The 17,491-nt window shown below is 62.9% G+C and carries 14 protein-coding genes; 9 read left to right on the top strand and 5 right to left on the bottom strand.

What is annotated here, in order from left to right; all coding sequences use genetic code 11:
* Window positions 1-150: 150 nt before the first annotated feature.
* The 3 genes from NKL06_RS13440 to NKL06_RS13430 all read left to right on the top strand — a co-directional run bounded on the left by NKL06_RS13440 (window position 151) and on the right by NKL06_RS13430 (window position 3,068).
* A complete protein-coding gene (locus NKL06_RS13440) occupies window positions 151-792 on the top strand; it encodes a DUF47 domain-containing protein (RefSeq protein WP_023673429.1) in 642 nt (213 codons plus the stop codon).
* Window positions 793-795: 3 nt separating this feature from the next.
* Window positions 796-1,800, top strand: a complete 1,005-nt coding sequence (locus NKL06_RS13435) for an inorganic phosphate transporter (protein ID WP_023688789.1) — start codon at window positions 796-798, stop codon at window positions 1,798-1,800.
* A gap of 77 nt (window positions 1,801-1,877) precedes the next feature.
* Entirely contained in the window at window positions 1,878-3,068 is a 1,191-nt protein-coding gene (locus NKL06_RS13430; RefSeq protein WP_023692624.1) for an Mrp/NBP35 family ATP-binding protein, read from the top strand.
* A 160-nt stretch (window positions 3,069-3,228) separates the two neighbouring features.
* Here NKL06_RS13430 and NKL06_RS13425 read toward each other — a convergent pair whose 3' ends face one another.
* Window positions 3,229-3,687, bottom strand: coding sequence for an SRPBCC family protein (locus NKL06_RS13425; protein WP_023692623.1), 459 nt, complete (start codon window positions 3,685-3,687; stop codon window positions 3,229-3,231).
* Window positions 3,688-3,830: 143 nt separating this feature from the next.
* Between NKL06_RS13425 and NKL06_RS13420 the strand changes: the two genes are divergently transcribed.
* Together NKL06_RS13420 and NKL06_RS13415 are read left to right on the top strand one after the other, a co-directional pair.
* Window positions 3,831-5,636 (top strand): IlvD/Edd family dehydratase, encoded by a 1,806-nt coding sequence (locus NKL06_RS13420; protein WP_023669481.1) that lies wholly within the window; start codon window positions 3,831-3,833, stop codon window positions 5,634-5,636.
* 140 nt (window positions 5,637-5,776) lie between these two features.
* On the top strand, window positions 5,777-6,175 hold the full coding sequence (locus NKL06_RS13415; RefSeq protein ID WP_023692622.1) for a hypothetical protein: 399 nt from the start codon (window positions 5,777-5,779) through the stop codon (window positions 6,173-6,175).
* A gap of 17 nt (window positions 6,176-6,192) precedes the next feature.
* Here NKL06_RS13415 and NKL06_RS13410 read toward each other — a convergent pair whose 3' ends face one another.
* Together NKL06_RS13410 and pdxR are read right to left on the bottom strand one after the other, a co-directional pair.
* Window positions 6,193-7,797 (bottom strand): trimethylamine methyltransferase family protein, encoded by a 1,605-nt coding sequence (locus NKL06_RS13410; RefSeq protein ID WP_023669483.1) that lies wholly within the window; start codon window positions 7,795-7,797, stop codon window positions 6,193-6,195.
* Between the two features lie 206 nt (window positions 7,798-8,003).
* The gene (pdxR, locus tag NKL06_RS13405) at window positions 8,004-9,497 is read right to left on the bottom strand and encodes a MocR-like pyridoxine biosynthesis transcription factor PdxR (RefSeq protein ID WP_023669484.1); all 1,494 of its coding nucleotides are present in this window, start codon (window positions 9,495-9,497) and stop codon (window positions 8,004-8,006) included.
* Window positions 9,498-9,923: 426 nt separating this feature from the next.
* Here pdxR and pgi point away from each other — a divergent pair, with 426 nt between their 5' ends.
* The 3 genes from pgi to NKL06_RS13390 all read left to right on the top strand — a co-directional run bounded on the left by pgi (window position 9,924) and on the right by NKL06_RS13390 (window position 12,586).
* The gene (pgi, locus tag NKL06_RS13400) at window positions 9,924-11,567 is read left to right on the top strand and encodes a glucose-6-phosphate isomerase (protein ID WP_023688784.1); all 1,644 of its coding nucleotides are present in this window, start codon (window positions 9,924-9,926) and stop codon (window positions 11,565-11,567) included.
* A complete protein-coding gene (locus NKL06_RS13395) occupies window positions 11,564-12,295 on the top strand; it encodes an HAD family hydrolase (protein WP_023688783.1) in 732 nt (243 codons plus the stop codon). The genes pgi and NKL06_RS13395 overlap by 4 nt, the downstream gene beginning before the upstream one ends.
* A gap of 69 nt (window positions 12,296-12,364) precedes the next feature.
* Entirely contained in the window at window positions 12,365-12,586 is a 222-nt protein-coding gene (locus tag NKL06_RS13390; protein ID WP_155922478.1) for a hypothetical protein, read from the top strand.
* Between the two features lie 84 nt (window positions 12,587-12,670).
* On the opposite strand, the gene NKL06_RS13385 is transcribed toward NKL06_RS13390, so the two are convergent.
* Complete coding sequence (locus NKL06_RS13385) at window positions 12,671-13,378, bottom strand: class I SAM-dependent methyltransferase (protein ID WP_027049319.1); 708 nt, start codon at window positions 13,376-13,378, stop codon at window positions 12,671-12,673.
* Between the two features lie 28 nt (window positions 13,379-13,406).
* Window positions 13,407-15,398: a long-chain fatty acid--CoA ligase gene (locus NKL06_RS13380; RefSeq protein ID WP_023682052.1), complete on the bottom strand. Its 1,992-nt coding sequence runs from the start codon at window positions 15,396-15,398 to the stop codon at window positions 13,407-13,409.
* A 476-nt stretch (window positions 15,399-15,874) separates the two neighbouring features.
* On the opposite strand from NKL06_RS13380, the gene NKL06_RS13375 reads away from it, so the two are divergent.
* Window positions 15,875-17,473 carry an ABC transporter substrate-binding protein gene (locus tag NKL06_RS13375; protein ID WP_023669491.1) on the top strand — a complete coding sequence of 533 codons (1,599 nt, stop codon included), beginning with the start codon at window positions 15,875-15,877 and terminating at the stop codon, window positions 17,471-17,473.
* Window positions 17,474-17,491: the final 18 nt, after the last annotated feature.

The following is a 17,491-nucleotide window of genomic DNA, read 5'->3' as shown; positions in this document are numbered from 1 at the left end:
TCCGTTCGTTGCGCGCAAGGTCGGGGAAATTGCCTTTCGCCGCAAGCTCTACCCGCAATTGGCCATGCATCCACATCTTTGGGCCGGCTGGCTGTTTCCCCCGGCCGAACACGGCGCTATGTGGTTGGATGGAATACGAGGAGATCGGACATGCTGGGCTGGTTCCGCAAGCTTTTGCCGCGCGAAGATCGCTTCTTCGACCTCTTTGAACGGCATTCCCGCACCGTGGTCGGCGGCGCCGAGGCGCTGGAGCAGCTCCTGCAGGGCAAGGACATCGATCGTTGGTGCCAGAAGATCATCGATCTCGAGGACGAGGCCGATCATATCACGGCCGAAGTGCTGCTGGCGGTGCGGCGTTCCTTCATCACGCCCTTCGATCGCGGCGACATCAAGGACCTGATCCAGTCGATGGATGACGCCATCGACATGATGCACAAGACCGTCAAGACGGTGAAGCTGTTCGAAAAGAAGGAATTCGACCCGCTGATGCAGGAGATGGGTGGCGTCATCGTTGCCGCCTCCAGGCTGGTTGCCGAAGCGATCCCGCTGCTCAGCAAGGTCGGCACGCACACGGTACGCCTCAACGCCATCGCCGAAGAGGTGATGCGCGTCGAAAGCCGCGCCGACGATCTGCATGAGCAGGGATTGAAGGACCTGTTCAAGCGGCATGGCCGCAGCGATCCGATGGCCTACCTGATCGGCTCGGAGATCTACGGCCAGCTGGAGAAGGTGGTCGACCGCTTTGAGGACGTCGCCAACGAGATCAGCGGCATCGTTATCGAGAACGTTTAGGCAATGGAAGCCACCATCGCCTTTCCCGTGCTGATCGGCCTTGTCGCCGTCGCGCTGTTTTTCGATTTCCTAAACGGCTTGCACGATGCGGCGAACTCCATCGCCACCATCGTCTCCACCCGCGTGCTGAGACCACAATATGCGGTCTTGTGGGCGGCTTTCTTCAATTTCATCGCCTTCATGTTCTTCGGCCTTCACGTGGCTGAAACTGTGGGAAAAGGTATCGTCGACGTCAGCATCGTCACGCCGGCGGTGATCTTCTCGGCGCTCGTCGGCGCCATCGTCTGGAACATCGTCACCTGGATTGCCGGCATCCCGTCCAGCAGTTCGCATGCCCTGATCGGCGGGCTCGTCGGCGCCGGCGTTGCAAAGGCTGGGCCCGGCGCCATCGTCTGGACCGGGCTTGGCAAGACGGTCGCCGCAATCGTCGTGTCGCCGGCGACAGGTTTTGTTCTGGCGCTGGTCCTGATCCTGGCCGTTTCCTGGCTGTTCGTGCGCCAGACACCGTTCGCCGTCGACAGCACTTTCCGCGTCATGCAGTTCTTTTCGGCCTCGCTTTATTCGCTAGGGCACGGCGGCAACGACGCCCAGAAAACCATGGGCATCATCGCCGTGCTGCTCTATTCGCAAGGTATGCTCGGCGGGACGTTCTACGTGCCGCTGTGGGTCGTCCTCACCTGTCAGACAGCACTGGCGCTCGGCACTTTGTTCGGCGGCTGGCGCATCGTCCACACGATGGGCTCGAAGATCACCCGGTTGAACCCGATGCAGGGCTTCTGCGCCGAGACCGGCGGCGCCATCACCCTGTTTGCCGCCACCTGGCTTGGCGTTCCCGTGTCGACCACCCATACGATCACCGGGGCCATCATCGGTGTCGGCGCTGCCCGTCGCGTCTCGGCCGTGCGCTGGGGCATTGCCGGCAACATCGTCATCGCCTGGATCGTCACCTTGCCGGCCACGGCTGCAATTTCGGCGCTCACCTACCTTGCGGTTGGCCTGGCAAGGTGAGGCGGACACTGTGGTGCTTGGAGTCGCTGCCAATCTGCACTATCTGAGCCGCAGCCAAACGCCTTAGGGAACAATGCATGTCCGTCACCAAGGAAATCGTCACCGAGCGTCTGAAGACGGTCAACGGGCCGGACTTCACCGGCAACATCGTCGACCTCGGCATGGTTTCGGAGATTTTCATCGCCGATTCGAAAGTGTTTTTCTCGATCACCGTTCCCGCCGCCCGTGCACAGGAGATGGAGCCGCTGCGCGCCGCAGCCGAGCGTGTCGTCAAGGCGATCCCTGGTGTCGCCGGCGCCGTCGTCGCGCTGACGGCGGAGAAGAAGGGCGGCGGCATGGAGGCTCCGGTTGCGTCGCGTCCCGCGCCCAGGCCGGCACCCCCGGCTGCGCCAGCCGCGCCGCGCCCAGCTCCACACTCTCCAGCCCCGCACGCCCCGGCCTCGGAAAGGTCGGGCAAGCGCGGCGTGCCCGGCATCGAGGCGATCATCGCGGTGGCGTCCGGCAAGGGCGGCGTCGGCAAGTCGACCACCGCCGTCAACATCGCGCTTGGCCTCGCCGCCAACGGTTTGCGTGTCGGCGTGCTCGATGCCGATATTTATGGCCCGTCCATGCCCAGGCTGCTCAACATCCATGGCCGGCCGCAGACCGTCGACGGCAAGATCCTGAAACCGATGGAGAATTACGGCCTTAAGGTGATGTCGATGGGCTTCCTCGTCGACGAGGAGACGCCGATGATCTGGCGCGGTCCGATGGTGATGTCGGCGCTGACGCAGATGCTGCGCGAGGTCGAATGGGGCCGCCTCGACGTGCTCGTCGTCGACATGCCGCCCGGCACCGGCGACGCGCAGCTGACTATGGCCCAGCAGGTGCCGCTGGCCGGCGCCGTCATCGTCTCGACGCCGCAGGACCTGGCGCTGATCGACGCCCGCAAGGGATTGAATATGTTCAAGAAGGTCGACGTGCCGCTGCTCGGCATCGTCGAGAACATGAGCTATTTCATAGCCCCCGATACCGGCAAGCGCTACGACATCTTTGGCCATGGCGGGGCGCGGCGCGAGGCCGAGCGACTCGGCGTGACCTTCCTCGGCGAAGTGCCGCTGGAAATGGGCATTCGCGAAAGTTCTGATGAAGGCTCGCCCGTGGTGGCGTCGAAGCCAGACAGCGCCGAGGCGAAGATCTATCGCGGCATTGCTTCGAAGGTCTGGGACCGGGTCAACGAAGAACGCGGCGCGGCCGAAGCGGCGGTGCCGAACATCGTGTTCGAGTAGCTCGGATATCCCTCCCCCTTGAGGGGAGGGTGGCCCGAAGGGCCGGGTGGGGTCCGCGGTGACACGCTCGACGCTATTTCTTTACAAGTCGAGGCAGCTCAACTCAGGTTGAGGCGGTTGAGGCGACCCCACCCGCCTCGCTTCGCGAGGCACCCTCCCCTCAAGGGGGAGGGGAACCCACCTTCTCACCAAAGCTTGAAAAAAACTGCCCGGCCAGCTTCTTCGAAGTCGATTCGATGAGCCGGCTGCCGAGTTGGGCGATCTTGCCGCCGACTTCGGCTTTGGCCGCGTATTTGAGGACCGTCGCATCCGGCCCGTCCGCCGTCAGCGTCACGTCGGCGCCACCCTTGGCGAAGCCGGCAATACCGCCCTTGCCCTCGCCCTGGATGGTGTAGGAGTGCGGCGGCTTCAGGTTCTTCAACGTCACCTCGCCGTTGAATATCGCCTTGATCGGTCCGATCTTCAGGACCACCGTCGCTGCCATTTCGGTCGGCGATTTCATCTCCAGGTTCTGGCAGCCGGGAATGGTCGCCTGCAAAACCTTCGGATCGTTCAGCGCGTCCCACACTTTCTGCAGGGGGGCGGCAATGCGTTCCTCGCCTTCGATCACCAAAGCCATCGATACCTCCCGGACAGACTTCGAAGGCCTAACGCACGGTCTGGTCTGTGTCTATCGCACCAAAGTCCGGTTGCGACGGTGCGCCCTCTTGCCTGCTTCCGCGCGTTGCCATATCGATTTGTCTTACAAATACGGAGACCATGATGGCAGGCGCCCCCACCGGAAAGAAGAAATTTCGCTCGCAGGAGTGGTTCGACAATCCCGACAATCCAGGCATGACCGCGCTCTACCTCGAGCGCTACCTGAACTACGGCCTGACGCGGGCCGAGCTGATGTCTGGCAAGCCGCTGATCGGCATCGCCCAGACCGGCTCGGATCTGTCGCCATGCAACCGCCATCATATCGAACTCGCCAAGCGCGTGCGCGAAGGCATCGTCTCGATGGGCGGCATCCCCTTCGAATTCCCGTGCCATCCGATCCAGGAGACCGGCAAGCGCCCGACCGCGGCACTCGACCGCAACCTTGCCTATCTCGGCCTGGTCGAAGTGCTTTACGGCTATCCGCTCGACGGCGTCGTGCTGACCATCGGCTGCGACAAAACCACGCCGGCGCTGCTGATGGCGGCGGCCACCGTCAATATTCCGGCCATAGCACTTTCGGTCGGACCGATGCTCAATGGTTGGCACAAAGGCAAGCGCACGGGATCCGGCACCATCGTCTGGGAATCGCGCCAGCGGCTCTCCGCCGGCGAGATCGACTATGACGAGTTCATGGACATCGTCGCCTCATCGGCGCCGTCGACCGGCTATTGCAACACCATGGGCACCGCCACCACGATGAACTCGCTGGCAGAGGCGCTCGGGATGCAATTGCCGGGCTCGGCTGCCATTCCGGCACCCTACCGCGAGCGCGGCCAGATCTCCTATGAGACGGGCAAGCGCATCGTCGAGATGGTGCATGAGGATCTGAAGCCATCCGACATCATGACGCGCAAGGCGTTCGAGAACGCCATTGTCGTCAATTCGGCGATTGGCGGCTCGACCAATGCGCCGATCCACCTCAACGCGATTGCCCGCCATCTCGGCGTGCCGCTCACCAATGACGACTGGCAGACGGTCGGCCTCCATGTGCCGCTCATCGTCAATCTGCAGCCATCTGGCGAATATCTCGGCGAGGACTATCATCATGCCGGCGGTGTGCCGGCTGTGGTTGCCGAACTGATGAAGGCCAAGCTGCTGCCCTATCCCGAAGCGATGACCGTCAACGGGAAATCGATCGGCGACAATTGCAAGGGGGTCGCCAACGAGAATACCGATGTCATCCGCACTGTTGCCGAGCCGCTGAAGGCCAATGCCGGCTTCATCAATCTCAGCGGCAATCTGTTCGATTCCGCCATCATGAAGATGAGCGGCATCTCGCCGGAATTCCGCGAACGCTATCTCTCCAACCCGAACGACCCGGAAGCCTTCGAAGGCAACGCCATGGTCTTTGACGGGCCGGAGGACTACCACGCCCGCATCGACGATCCGGCGCAAGGCATCGACGAGCACACCATCCTATTCATGCGCGGCGCCGGCCCGATCGGCTATCCCGGCGGCGCCGAGGTCGTCAACATGCAGCCGCCCGCTTATCTCATCAAGAAGGGCATTCACGCGCTGGCCTGCATCGGCGATGGCCGCCAGTCGGGCACATCGGGGTCGCCCTCTATCCTCAACGCTTCCCCGGAAGCCGCCATTGGCGGCGGCCTGGCGCTGCTCAAGACCGGCGACCGTGTGCGCATCGACTTACGCAAAGGCACTGCCAACATCCTCGTCTCCGACGAGGAAATCACGCGGCGCCGTGCCGAACTGCAGGACGATGGCGGCTATCACTATCCCAAGCACCAGACGCCATGGCAGGAAATCCAGCGCTCCATGGTCGACCAGTTCTCGGAGGGCATGGTGCTGAAGCCGGCGGTGAAATACCAGGACGTCGCCCATACCAGCGGCGTGCCGAGGGACAACCACTAAGCGTTGCAAGTTTGGTGAAATCGAAGGCGGCTTGCCATCGGGTAGGCCGCCTTTTCTCATGGCAGCGCTCTTGTATCGATTGGGCCAAGTCTACAGATACGTCGTCTCGATAGGTCCTGCACGAGGGATAACACCCATCAATGACTAAACGGCGCTCTTCCCTCGGTTTCCTCGGCATGTTCGGCCGCTCGGGTGACTTGCGGGAACTGGACAACGCGCTGCGCGGCGCCGACCTTCACCCGGCACTGGTGCCAGAGGGAGTAAAGCTCACCATCGTCAATCTGATGAAGGATCACTGGCCGGACGAGCCCCCGCCAGAGGCTTATCGGTCCGTGGCGCAGCTGTTTGGTTATTGCATCGCAGGCCCACAAACCTTTGAGCAGGCCAATGGGCCGGAGCGGCGGCTGGACGCTGAGCGCCGCATCGAGGCAGCGCTTGAAACCGGCGACAGCCTGGATGCCCAGATCGTGCTGATGGCGCTGCATGGCAAGCTGATCAGCGCCGAAGTGGTCGAGCGCTTTGGGTTAAGTGCGGACTGACCTACGTAAGGTGAAGCTTACCCGCCCATGCCGCTGCGTGGCAGCTTGATCATCTCGCCGAAGCGGGCGCGCAATTTGTCGTCGAGCAGCTTCGGCACATGGCGCGGGAAGCGCTCGGCAAGCACGCGCTTCTTTTCGATGATCGCCCGCTGCAAGATGTCGGGCCGGCCCTTCTCGTTCCATTCCTTGGGCGAAAAGCGGTCGCCGACGGCCGGATAAAAATACTCGGTCTGCATCAGGCGCAGCGTCTGCTCGTTGCCGAGATAGTGGCCCGGGCCATTCATGCAGACTTCGGTGATGGTGTCGATCGACAGCGCTTCGTCGGTCACTTCGATGCCCCGCACGCAGCGCAGGCAGTGGCCCAGCATGTCATTGTCTATGATCAGGCTCTCCAGGCAAAAGCCGAGCAGCGAGGCATGCATACCGGCCGATTCATAGACCAGATTGAGGCCGGCAAGGCCGGCCATCACGTCGGTGATGCCCTTTTCATAGCCGGACTGGATGTCGGGCAGTTTCGAATCCGTCATGCCGGCGGCCGAACCGCCCGGCAGATCGTAGAACTGCGCCATCTGCGCACAGGCCGAAGTCAACACTGCCTGCTCGGCCGAGCCGCCCGACATGGCGCCGGTCCTGAGGTCGGAGACGAACGGCCAGGTGCCGAAGATCGCCGGATGCCCGGGCTTGATGGCGTTGACGTAGATGAGGCCGACAAGCACTTCGGCCACCGCTTGCACCACAGCGCCGGCAATCGCCGCGGGAGCGGTGGCGCCGGCCTGGCCGGCCGATAAAAGCAGGATCGGGATGCCGCCGTCGACACAGGCTTCGAGCACGCCGCAGGCGTCCTCGGCAAACTTCATCGGCGGCACGACGAAGCAATTGGAGTTCGACACGAACGGCCGGGCGCGGAAATTCTCCTCGCCGCCGGCGATCGCATAAAGCATTTCCAGCGCCGGCTGCACGTTCTCGCGCACCGTGAACGAGGTGCCGACATGCTTCGACGTCCCCATCACGCAGGCATAGAGCGTGTTGAAGTCCATTTCGAGCGGATCGGGAATGTCGCGCGGCACCATGGGCCGCTGGAAGAAATGGATGTTGTCGAGCCCTTCGACGAGGCGGGCGGCGTCGTAAATGTCCTGCACCAGCGACTCGCGGTATTCGCGCTTTTCGACATCGACCAGATGCACCGCCGCACCCGCCGTGCCGTAATGCACGCGCTTGCCCTGGATCAGCATGTCATGCCTGGGGTCCTGGCCGTGCAGCGTAAAATTCCGCGCGGCTCGTCTGATCGTGTCCATCACAAGCCCGCGTGGGAAGCGGACGCGGCCGTCATCGCCATAGACGGCGCCGACCCCGGTCAGCGCCTCGATGCAGGAGGGAATGGCATTGGCGAAGCCGACGGTCTCCAGCAGCGTCAGCACCGCTTCATGGATGCGCTCCTGGTCGTTCTGGTTGAGCGGCCCGTAGCTGCCGCCTTCGAGGCCGGCGCGCACCGGCCGGATATCGTCGGCAAGCGGTGCGGCCCGCATGGCGCGGCGCGCTTCGCGCCCGCCGGATCGGCGCGAACGCTGGTCGGCTGATGCATCTTTAGGAGCCGCATCCTGCTTTTCAACAGCCACTGACATGGGGGCACTCCACCTTTAGCTCGCGAAACACGGCGCGGTGATTGGTCCACCGTCGGCTTGCTTCGTCCCTCTGTCAGCCGACTATGCCGTTGCCATTGGCCCAGCCTATGGGCCAGTCAACGCAGCCGAGTATGCCAGAGAGCTAATGCAGAATGTTGGTGATCATGCCAAGGGCCGGGACTGTTCAAAGCCCCGGCACAGGCAAATCAGGCTGCAGCGGGCCTGCGTCCGGCTGCGGTCGCGAGCTCGCGAATACCCGGCTCGATGTGCTGCAATGCGATCGAGGAAATGCCCAAGCGCATGAAACGCGACGGCTTTTCGGTGCGATCGAAGAAACGATCGCCGGGCTCGATTATGACGCTGCGCGACGCCGCGGCCTCGGCCAGTCCACGTGAATCGGTGCCGCGCGGGCCTTCCAGCCAGAGCGATGTGCCGCCGGCGGAATCGGTCGAGCGCCATTCCGGCAGGAATGCGGAAATCGCATGGACCAGACGCTTGCGCCGCTCGTCGAAGGCCGACGACAGCCGCCGCACCAGGGCTTCGTGATGGCCGAGCGACAGGAACAGCGCAACCGCGCGCTGGTTGTTGGCCGGCGGGTGCCTGAGCATGAAGCGGCGCAGCGCCCTGAGCTCGGAGATTAGTCCAGCCGAAGCGACGATGTAGCCAAGCCGTAGGCCCGGAGCCAGCGTCTTCGACATCGAGCCGACATAGACGACGCGACCCGAGCGATCGAGGCTCTTCAGCGCCTGCTGCGGCGCCTCGTCGAGAAGCTGGCTGTCATAGCCGTCCTCGATGATGATCTGGTTGTGGCGGTTGGCGCGCGCCAGAAGGTCCTGCCGCCGCTCCGCCGACAGCGGCACCATGGTCGGGCAGTGGTGGCTGGGGGTGACGAAGACAAAGCCGGAATCGTTGGGAATGGACGAGGTGACGATGCCGGACTGATCGACCGGAACCGGCTGGATTTCGGCGCCTGCCAAGCGGAAGATCGAGCGCGCGTCGGGGTATCCCGGGTCTTCCATCGCGACCTTGGAGCCCTTTGTCATCAGCAGTGTCGCCAGCATATAGAGCGCGTTCTGGGCGCCCAGCGTGACGATGATCTCGTCCGGATTGGCGAAGATGCCGCGCCGCGGCAACAGCCGCGCCTGGATCTGCTCGATCAAGAGCGGATCGTCACGATCGACCATGTCGGAGGCCCAGTTGCGGATTTCGAGCACGGCCAGCGCCATGCGGTTGCACTCACGCCATTCGGCTGTCGGGAACAGCGCCGGGTCGAACTGGCCGTAGACGAAGGGGTAGGAGGACTTGATCCAGTTGTCGTGCTTGGCCGGTGGCGGCATGTCGCTGGCGGCGATCTGCCGGCGTGCCTTCCAGTCGATCTCGTTCTGCTGGTCGGGCGCCTTCTGGTGCGGCTTGGCGGGGGTGGCCAGCACATCCGGATTGACGAAATGGCCGCGCCGTTCGCGCGCCACCAGGAAACCTTGGTCGACCAATTGCTGGAACGCCAGCACCACAGTGCCGCGCGCGACGCCGAGTTTTTCAGCCAGGATGCGGCAGGACGGAAGCGGCATCGAAGCGGCGATCTGCCGGTCGAGAATGGCGGCGACGATCGCCTGACGGATCTGCGCCTGCAGGGTCTGGCCCGATTCCGCCGAAATCCGGAACAGGCCGGACCATATGGCCGTGTCGTTACGCTGTGGCATGGAAGGTGTTCCTCGATGGCCAGTCTTTTTGCTTGGCTGGACCAGCGGAAGGTAACCGTGGCACAAGGGGTTGCGCCAATCAATTTTTCTGATCGCTGGGATTTATGCCAGTGATCTATGCGCGACGCGCAGCGTCGTCTCATCCCCGGGTGACGCTTGCGTCATCCCGCAGCGCGGACGCCCGCGCGATGCGAAGCGTCGTCGCGCCTCATTATCCCCAGCGCGACGCGCAGCGTCGTCGCTACTCCCATCAAATCATCCAGCGCGGCGCGCAGCGTCATAGCTCCATCACATCGCACTATGCTGCACTGCGTCATCCCCACGCATTGAAACATGCGGAATTCGGCTCAATAAGATCAGCGCGACGACACGCGCCGGAAACATCCGGTCTGATAAGATGTCGTGAAAAACGATCAGGAGCCGAAAGTGGATCATTCCTCCTTCGACAAACAGCTTGTCGCCTTGCGTGCTGCGCGCGCGGCGGCATCGGGTACGATGCGCGAGGCTTTTGCCGCCGACCCCAAGCGCTTCGAGACGTTCTCGGCCAGCGACGGCGACCTTTTGCTCGACTGGTCGAAATGCGCGGTCGACCAGGGCACGATGGAACTGCTCGAGAAGCTCGCCGCCGCCGCCGATCTCGAAGGTCGCCGCGCCGCAATGTTTTCCGGCAAGAAAATCAACATCACCGAAGACCGCGCCGTGCTGCACACGGCGCTGCGCAACCTCTCGGGCAAGGGCGTCACCGTCGATGGCCAGGACGTCAAGGCGGATGTGCTGTCCGTGCTCGACGCCATGGGCGCTTTCGCCGACGCCATTCGCTCCGGCAAGGCCGCCGGCGCCACCGGCAAGAAAATCACCGACATTGTCAACATCGGCATTGGCGGCTCCGATCTCGGCCCGGCCATGGCGACGCTGGCGCTGGCGCCCTATCACGACGGCCCGCGCGCGCACTACGTCTCCAACATCGACGGCGCCCATATCCACGACACGCTGAAGGGCCTGTCGGCCGAAACCACCCTGTTCATCATCGCCTCGAAGACCTTCACCACGGTCGAGACGATGACCAATGCCGAGACGGCGCGCGAATGGGTGCAGAAGGCGCTCGGCAAGGAAGCTGTCGGCAAGCATTTCGCCGCCGTCTCGACCGCGCTCGACCTGGTTTCCAAGTTCGGCATCGAAGCGGATCGCGTGTTCGGCTTCTGGGACTGGGTCGGCGGCCGCTATTCGCTGTGGGGCGCCATCGGCCTGCCGGTGATGATCGCCATCGGCCCGCGCAACTTCCGCGCCTTCCTCGATGGCGCGCATGAGATGGACGAGCACTTCCGCACCGCACCCCTGCAGAAGAACCTGCCGGCGCTGCTGGGGCTGGTCGGCTGGTGGCATCGCGTGATCTGCGGTTATCCGGCGCGTGCGGTCATCCCTTATGACCAGCGCCTTTCCAGGCTGCCGGCCTATCTGCAGCAGCTCGACATGGAATCGAACGGCAAGGGCGTCACCCTCGACGGCACGCCGGTGACGACGCCGACCGGACCGCTGGTCTGGGGCGAGCCCGGCACCAATGGCCAGCACGCCTTCTTCCAGCTGCTGCACCAGGGCACCGATTCCATCCCGGTCGAGTTCCTTGCCGCTGCCGTCGGCCATGAGCCGGATCTGAAGCACCAGCACGATCTACTGCTTGCCAATTGCCTGGCCCAATCGGAAGCGTTGATGAAGGGCCGCACGCTGGACGAGGCTCGCGCGCAGATGCTGGCCAAGGGCATGAAGCCGGCCGATGTCGACAGAATAGCCCCGCACCGCGTCTTCTCCGGCAACCGCCCCTCGGTGACGATCCTCTACCGCAAGCTCGACCCGCGCACCTTCGGCCGGCTGATCGCGCTTTACGAGCACCGCGTCTTCGTCGAAGGCACTCTGTTCAACATCAATTCCTTCGACCAATGGGGCGTCGAGCTCGGCAAGGAGCTGGCGACCGGCCTGTTGCCAGTCGTGGAAGGCAAGGAGAGCGCCGCCAAGCGCGACGCATCGACGGCCGGGCTGGTGGCGCGCATCCAGCAACTGCGGGGGGCGCAATGAAAAATCCGGCCGACATCAAGGGCATATTGTTCGACAAGGACGGCACGCTTGTCGATTTCAACGCGACCTGGCTCGGCATCGCCGATTTCATGGCCATGGATGCTGCCGAGGGCGATCGCTGGAAAGCCGACAGGCTGCTTTCAGCGGCGGGCTTCGATTTTGTCGCCAAGCGTTTCAAGCCGGATTCCATCTTCGCCTCGGGCACCAACATGGATGTCGTCGAACTATGGTTCCCGCGCCTGTCCGACGAGGACCAGATGCTGGCCGTCGCCCGTTTCAACGAGATCACCTCGGTGCAAGGCTCATCGATGGCGGTGGCCTTGCCCGGCATCGTCGCGGCGCTGACGGCTCTGCACAAGCGATCCTACCGGCTCGGCGTCGCCACCAATGATTCGACTGCCGGTGCCGAAAAGACCATGGTCACGCTCGGCGTCGCGCAGCTGTTCACCGCCGCCTATGGCTATGACGCGGTCGCCAATCCGAAACCGGCGCCGGACACGATCGTCGCCTTTTGCGACCTGACCGGGTTGAAGGCGTCCGAGATCGCCATGGTCGGCGACAACCGCCACGACCTGGAGATGGCGCGTGCCGGCGGCTGCGGCCTGGCGGTCGGCGTGCTCTCCGGCACCGGCACGCGGGAATCGCTGGCGTCGATCGCCGATGTCGTTCTGGATTCGGTTGCCGACTTGCCGGACTTTCTGTCGGCGCGGGTCAAGGAGACGGTCTGACGGGGGCCTGGGGCAAACTCAATTCGGCTCGGGATTTCCCCGCCAATGGCCGAGTTGGGGGAAGCAGCCATGAAACTATGGAGCTTCTGGTTTGTTTTCGGACATAGTGGGCTACTCATCAGCAGAGCAAACGTACCCGCATCTGCCGCACCTGATCTTGGCGCTTGCGTTATCGATGTCTTCGCCAGGCTGAAGCTCGAAGCCGCGATTTTCGCACTTTGGGCAAACTATGAAGCCGATACGTTGAACAACTTTAATCCACGCCATTCGACTTCTCCTATCAACGGCTAATCCAATCTATTTTCTGCCCCTTGAGGTTTGTCCACAATGAGTAGAATCCGGCCATTCAGAGCGACTGGGCTTTGCCGCGTCGCGCTAGCAATCTTCCGGCTCGAACCAAAACACACCGCTCGGCTTGGTCAAATCACCCTTTGCGTCGCCGAAATCCGGCACCTGATATTCGGCGAGCAATCGTAGCCGCGACAGCGGCAGATCGGCGCGGCGGGGATCGCCGACCAGCACCTCGATGCCGGCTGCCAGGCAGCGGTCGAGGAACGGGATCACCCGCAGAGCAACCTCGCGGCCGTAGAACACGTCGCCGGCAAGCACGAGATCGACCGCTGGCGGCGGGCCCGTGGTGATATCCTGATCGACAATGGTGATCTCGACGCCGTTGGCCAACGCGTTGAGGCCGATCGCGGCGACGCCGTTGCGATCGCTCTCGGCGGCGATCACCGCGCTGGCGCCGGCCTTGGCGGCGGCGATGCCGACGAGGCCCGAGCCGGCGCCGAGGTCGAGCACGCGGTGACCGGCCACGATTTGCGGATGGTCGAGTATATAGCGCGCCAGCACGGCGCCGCCGGCCCAGGCATAGGCCCAGTAGGGCGGCTGCGGCTCAGCTTCGTGCTCCTCGGTCTGGCTGCCGTCTTCCGGTCCATGAGCTCGCCACTCGACAAGCCGCCTCAGGCCGCTGCCGGAATGAGCCGTATAGAGCTGGATTTCAGGGAGCGCGGGAACGGGCGCAAGCCGCAGGTTCGCCTTGATGAACACTACTGCATCGGGACGCCGACTATCGTCCGCCATCCCGCCGTCGCCAGGCTCGCCGTTCAAATTATTCCCGCAGCGCCCGGCGCAAAATCTTGCCCACCGGCGTCTTCGGCAGCTCGGTCCTGAACTCGATGTATTTCGGCCGCTTGTAGCCGGTCAGGTTCTCGCGACAATACGCAGTGATTGCCTCAACGGTCAGCGCCGGATCCTTCTTGACGATGAACAGCTTCGGCACTTCGCCCGAATGCTCGTCCGGCACGCCGACCGCCGCCACTTCGAGCACGCCCGGATGCTGGGCGACGACTTCCTCGAGTTCGTTGGGGTAGACGTTGAAGCCGGAGACCAGGATCATGTCCTTCTTGCGGTCGACGATCTTGGTGTAGCCGCGCTCGTCCATGAAGCCCATGTCGCCGGATTTGAAAAACCCGTCCTTGGTCATCACCTTGGCGGTCTCGTCCGGCCGGTTCCAGTAACCGGCCATGACCTGCGGCCCGCGAATGCAGATCTCGCCGACCTCGCCGAGCGGCAGGTTGTTGCCGTCATCGTCGCGGATGACGATCTCGGTCGACGGCAGCGGCAGGCCGATCGTGCCGGTGAAATTGCTGTCGCTGAACTTGTTGGCGGTCGCCACCGGCGAGGTCTCCGACAGCCCGTAGCCCTCGGTGATCGAATTGCCGGTCAGCGCCTTCCAGCGCTCGGCAACCCCCTTCTGCACCGCCATGCCACCACCCAGCGTCATGATCAGCGGCTTGAAGTCGAGCTTGCGGAAATCCTCGTTGTTGAGCAGCGCGTTGAACAGCGTGTTGAGGCCGGGGAAAATGTGCATCGGGTATTTCTGCAGCTCCTTGACGAAGCCGGGAATGTCGCGCGGGTTGGGAACGAGCACGTTCTGGGCGCCCTGCTGCATGCCCATCAGCGCGTTCACCGTCAGCGCGAAGATATGGTAGAGCGGCAGTGCGCAAATGAAATTGAGATGCGCCGGTTTCGGCTTGATCGCATAGGCGTCCTGCAGCCACAGCGTGTTCTGCGCGACATTGGACAGCACATTGGAGTGCAGCAGCACAGCACCTTTGGAAATCCCCGTGGTGCCGCCTGTATATTGCAGGAAGGCGACGTCGCTGGCTTCCATCTTGGCCGGCTTGAAGGCGATGCCGGCGCCGGCCTTCACCGCCGCATTGAACTTGACATGGCCGGGCAGCGACCAGGCCGGCACCATCTTTTTCACCCGGCGCACGACCAGGTTGACGATCGTGCCCTTGAGGCCGCCGAGCATGTCGCCCATCGCCGCGACCACCACATGCTTGACCGCCGTCCTGGCAATCACCGCGTCCAGGGTGCTGGCGAAATTCTCCAGAATGACGATCGCCTGCGCGCCGGAATCCTTGAGCTGATGTTCGAGCTCGCGCGGCGTGTAGAGCGGATTGATGTTCACCACGACATAGCCGGCGCGAAGCACGGCCATCATCGCCACCGGATATTGCAGCACATTCGGCATCATCAGCGCCACGCGTGCGCCTTTCTGCAGGCCCTTCGATTGCAGATAAGCGCCGAAGGCGGCCGATTGCCGCTCGAGTTCGGCATAGGAGATCGACTTGCCCATGCAGACGTATGCCGGCTGGCCGGAAAACTGCTTGCAGGCGCCGACGAGGAAGTCGCCGATCGAACTGTAGGGCAGGGCGCCGATCTCCGCCGGCACGACTTTCGAATAGCTTTTTAGCCATGGCTTTTCCGGCAAGCCCGCGGCAAGCGCCGTCAGCGTATTCGGCAGTTTTTTGGCCGCGCCCGGCGACGGCTTCGAGGCGGGCTTCGCCGCGGCTGTCTTCGCGGCTGGCGGCTGGGCGGGCTTTGCAGCGGGTGTTGTCTTCGCCGCGCGCTTGACCGCAGGTTTCGCTGCCGGGTTGGCGCTTGCCTTCGCCGGCGTCGAGGTTGCCGTTGGCTTGACGGCGGGAGTGGCTTTGGCCGGTGGCGCTTTCGACTTGGCGGCAGCGGCGGCCGGTTTTGAAGCTTTCGCCGCTTTTGCTTTCGCCGGGGCCGTTGTCTTTGTTGCTTTCGCCACCTCTAGCCTCCCTCGGTCGTTCTGTTGCCTGCTCCTGCTGCGCCGCCTCGATGTGGTGAGGCGTCCTCCGCTGCAGCGATGTCGCGGATTCCCGGAAAATCCAGCGTGTCATCTATCTATTGCGACTATCGGCGGCCGTGCAAGTCTTGCCCCAGCGGCAGGACGGCAAAGATTTGCCGTCGAAATCCTTCCCGCGATGCCAGCTCAGGCAATGCCGTCCGGTCATCTCGGTGGCGAAACCCAGGCTTGTGGATTTTTGGCTTACGATTGCTGCGATCAATGAAAAAATGCGGTCGTTAACAATCCCGTGATTAGCAGATTTTGCTATTTGTTTCTGCAGTTCGTCAAAGACCGAGAAATATTTTCTGCTTACGGTGGGGTAGGCAAACAGGGTGTTCCAAAGCCGGAAAAACGGTGCTTATATGCGCGCTTCGCGAGCCTATAGAGGGGCTTGGAAGAACATCAGGGAGTGCTCAATGAAAAAGAAACTGACTTTTGCAGCCGCGTTGCTGGCTGCAAGCGTCCTCGGCGGTGTGGCCAATGCCAAGACGCTGGTCTATTGCTCGGAGGCCTCGCCGGCCAACTTCGACCCGGGTACCACGACGGGCGGCAACGACTTCGACGCCTCGTCGCGCACCGTCTATTCGCGCCTGGTCGAGTTCAAGCATGGCGGCACCGAAGTTGTGCCCGGTCTCGCCGACAAATGGGAGATTTCGGACGACGGCCTGGTCTATACTTTCCACCTGCATCCGGGCGTGAAGTTCCAGACGACGGATTTCTTCAAGCCGACGCGTGATTTCAATGCCGACGACGTCGTCTTTTCGTTCGATCGCCAGTTCAACAAGGAAAACCCCTGGAACGGCGAGAAGTACCTGCCGAACCTGACCTGGGACTACTACACCGGCATGGACATGCCGAAATACGTCGCCAAGTGGGAAAAGGTCGATGACCTGACCGTGAAGCTGACGCTGACCGAGCCGAACGCGCCGATGCTGGCCAATCTCGGCATGGACTTCGCCTCGATCGTGTCGAAGGAATATGCCGACCAGCTGGAAAAAGACGGCAAGATGGCCGACTTCTCGACCAAGCCGGTCGGTACAGGTCCGTTCCAGTTCGTCGACTACCAGCTGGATTCGGTCATCCGCTATGCGGCCAACCCGGACTACTTCAAGGGCAAGGAAAAGATCGACGATCTCGTCTTCGCGATCACGCCTGACGCCACCGCCCGCATCCAGAAGGTGCTCGCCGGCGAATGCGATATCGCGCCCTATCCGAATCCTGCCGACATCGGCACGATCAAGGCCAACGCCGACGTGACCCTGATGGATCAGGCTGGCCTCAACATCGGCTATATGAGCTATAACACCACCATCCCGCCGCTCGACAAGCCTGAAGTGCGCCATGCGCTCAACCAGGCGATCGATCGGGAATCGCTCATCAAGTCGCTGTTCCAGGACGCCGGCGCCACGCCGGCCGTAAACCTGATCCCGCCGACCATGTGGTCGTGGAACAAGGACGTGAAGTCCGACGCCTATGATCCGGAAGCCGCCAAGAAGGTGCTGGCCGATGCCGGATTGAAGGAGATCCAGCTTTGGGCCTCCGACCGCGTCCGTCCCTACAACCCGAACTTCCAGCGCGCCGCCGAACTGATCCAGGCTGACTGGGCCAAGGTCGGCGTCAAGGCGGAGATCGTCAGCTACGAGTGGACGAAGTACCGCGAAGAAGGCAAGAAGAAGGAGCGTCCGGGCGCCTTCCAGATCGGCTGGACCGGTGACAATGGCGATCCGGACAATTTCTTCGCCACGCTGTTCGCCTGCTCGGCCATCGGCGTGTCGAACTACTCCAGCTGGTGCGACAAGGACTTCGAGGATCTGATCCAGAAGGCCAAGAAGACCAGCGACCAGGCCGAACGCACCAAGCTCTATGAAGAGGCGCAGGTTGTCTTCCAGAAGCAGGCTCCGGCCTTCCTCATGGCACACAGCCAGGTCTACGCAGTCGTGCGCAAGAATGTCAGCGGCTTCATGATGGACCCGCTCGGCATTCATCGCTTCGACGGCGTCGACAAGGCCGAATAGAACTGTTAGGCGGGCGTC

Source organism: Mesorhizobium sp. C268A (assembly GCF_040324475.1).
Classification (GTDB): Bacteria; Pseudomonadota; Alphaproteobacteria; order Rhizobiales; family Rhizobiaceae; genus Mesorhizobium.
Note: the sequence above shows the minus strand (reverse complement) of the source record. Positions and strands in the feature narration are given on the sequence as shown.

Coding starts and splice junctions, on each gene's coding strand:
- NKL06_RS13440 (WP_023673429.1), top strand. CDS start 151: ATGCTGGGCTGGTTCCGCAAGCTTTTGCCGCGCGAAGATCGCTTCTTC.
- NKL06_RS13435 (WP_023688789.1), top strand. CDS start 796: ATGGAAGCCACCATCGCCTTTCCCGTGCTGATCGGCCTTGTCGCCGTC.
- NKL06_RS13430 (WP_023692624.1), top strand. CDS start 1,878: ATGTCCGTCACCAAGGAAATCGTCACCGAGCGTCTGAAGACGGTCAAC.
- NKL06_RS13425 (WP_023692623.1), bottom strand. CDS start 3,687: ATGGCTTTGGTGATCGAAGGCGAGGAACGCATTGCCGCCCCCCTGCAG.
- NKL06_RS13420 (WP_023669481.1), top strand. CDS start 3,831: ATGGCAGGCGCCCCCACCGGAAAGAAGAAATTTCGCTCGCAGGAGTGG.
- NKL06_RS13415 (WP_023692622.1), top strand. CDS start 5,777: ATGACTAAACGGCGCTCTTCCCTCGGTTTCCTCGGCATGTTCGGCCGC.
- NKL06_RS13410 (WP_023669483.1), bottom strand. CDS start 7,797: ATGTCAGTGGCTGTTGAAAAGCAGGATGCGGCTCCTAAAGATGCATCA.
- pdxR (WP_023669484.1), bottom strand. CDS start 9,497: ATGCCACAGCGTAACGACACGGCCATATGGTCCGGCCTGTTCCGGATT.
- NKL06_RS13395 (WP_023688783.1), top strand. CDS start 11,564: ATGAAAAATCCGGCCGACATCAAGGGCATATTGTTCGACAAGGACGGC.
- NKL06_RS13390 (WP_155922478.1), top strand. CDS start 12,365: ATGAAACTATGGAGCTTCTGGTTTGTTTTCGGACATAGTGGGCTACTC.
- NKL06_RS13385 (WP_027049319.1), bottom strand. CDS start 13,378: ATGGCGGACGATAGTCGGCGTCCCGATGCAGTAGTGTTCATCAAGGCG.
- NKL06_RS13375 (WP_023669491.1), top strand. CDS start 15,875: ATGAAAAAGAAACTGACTTTTGCAGCCGCGTTGCTGGCTGCAAGCGTC.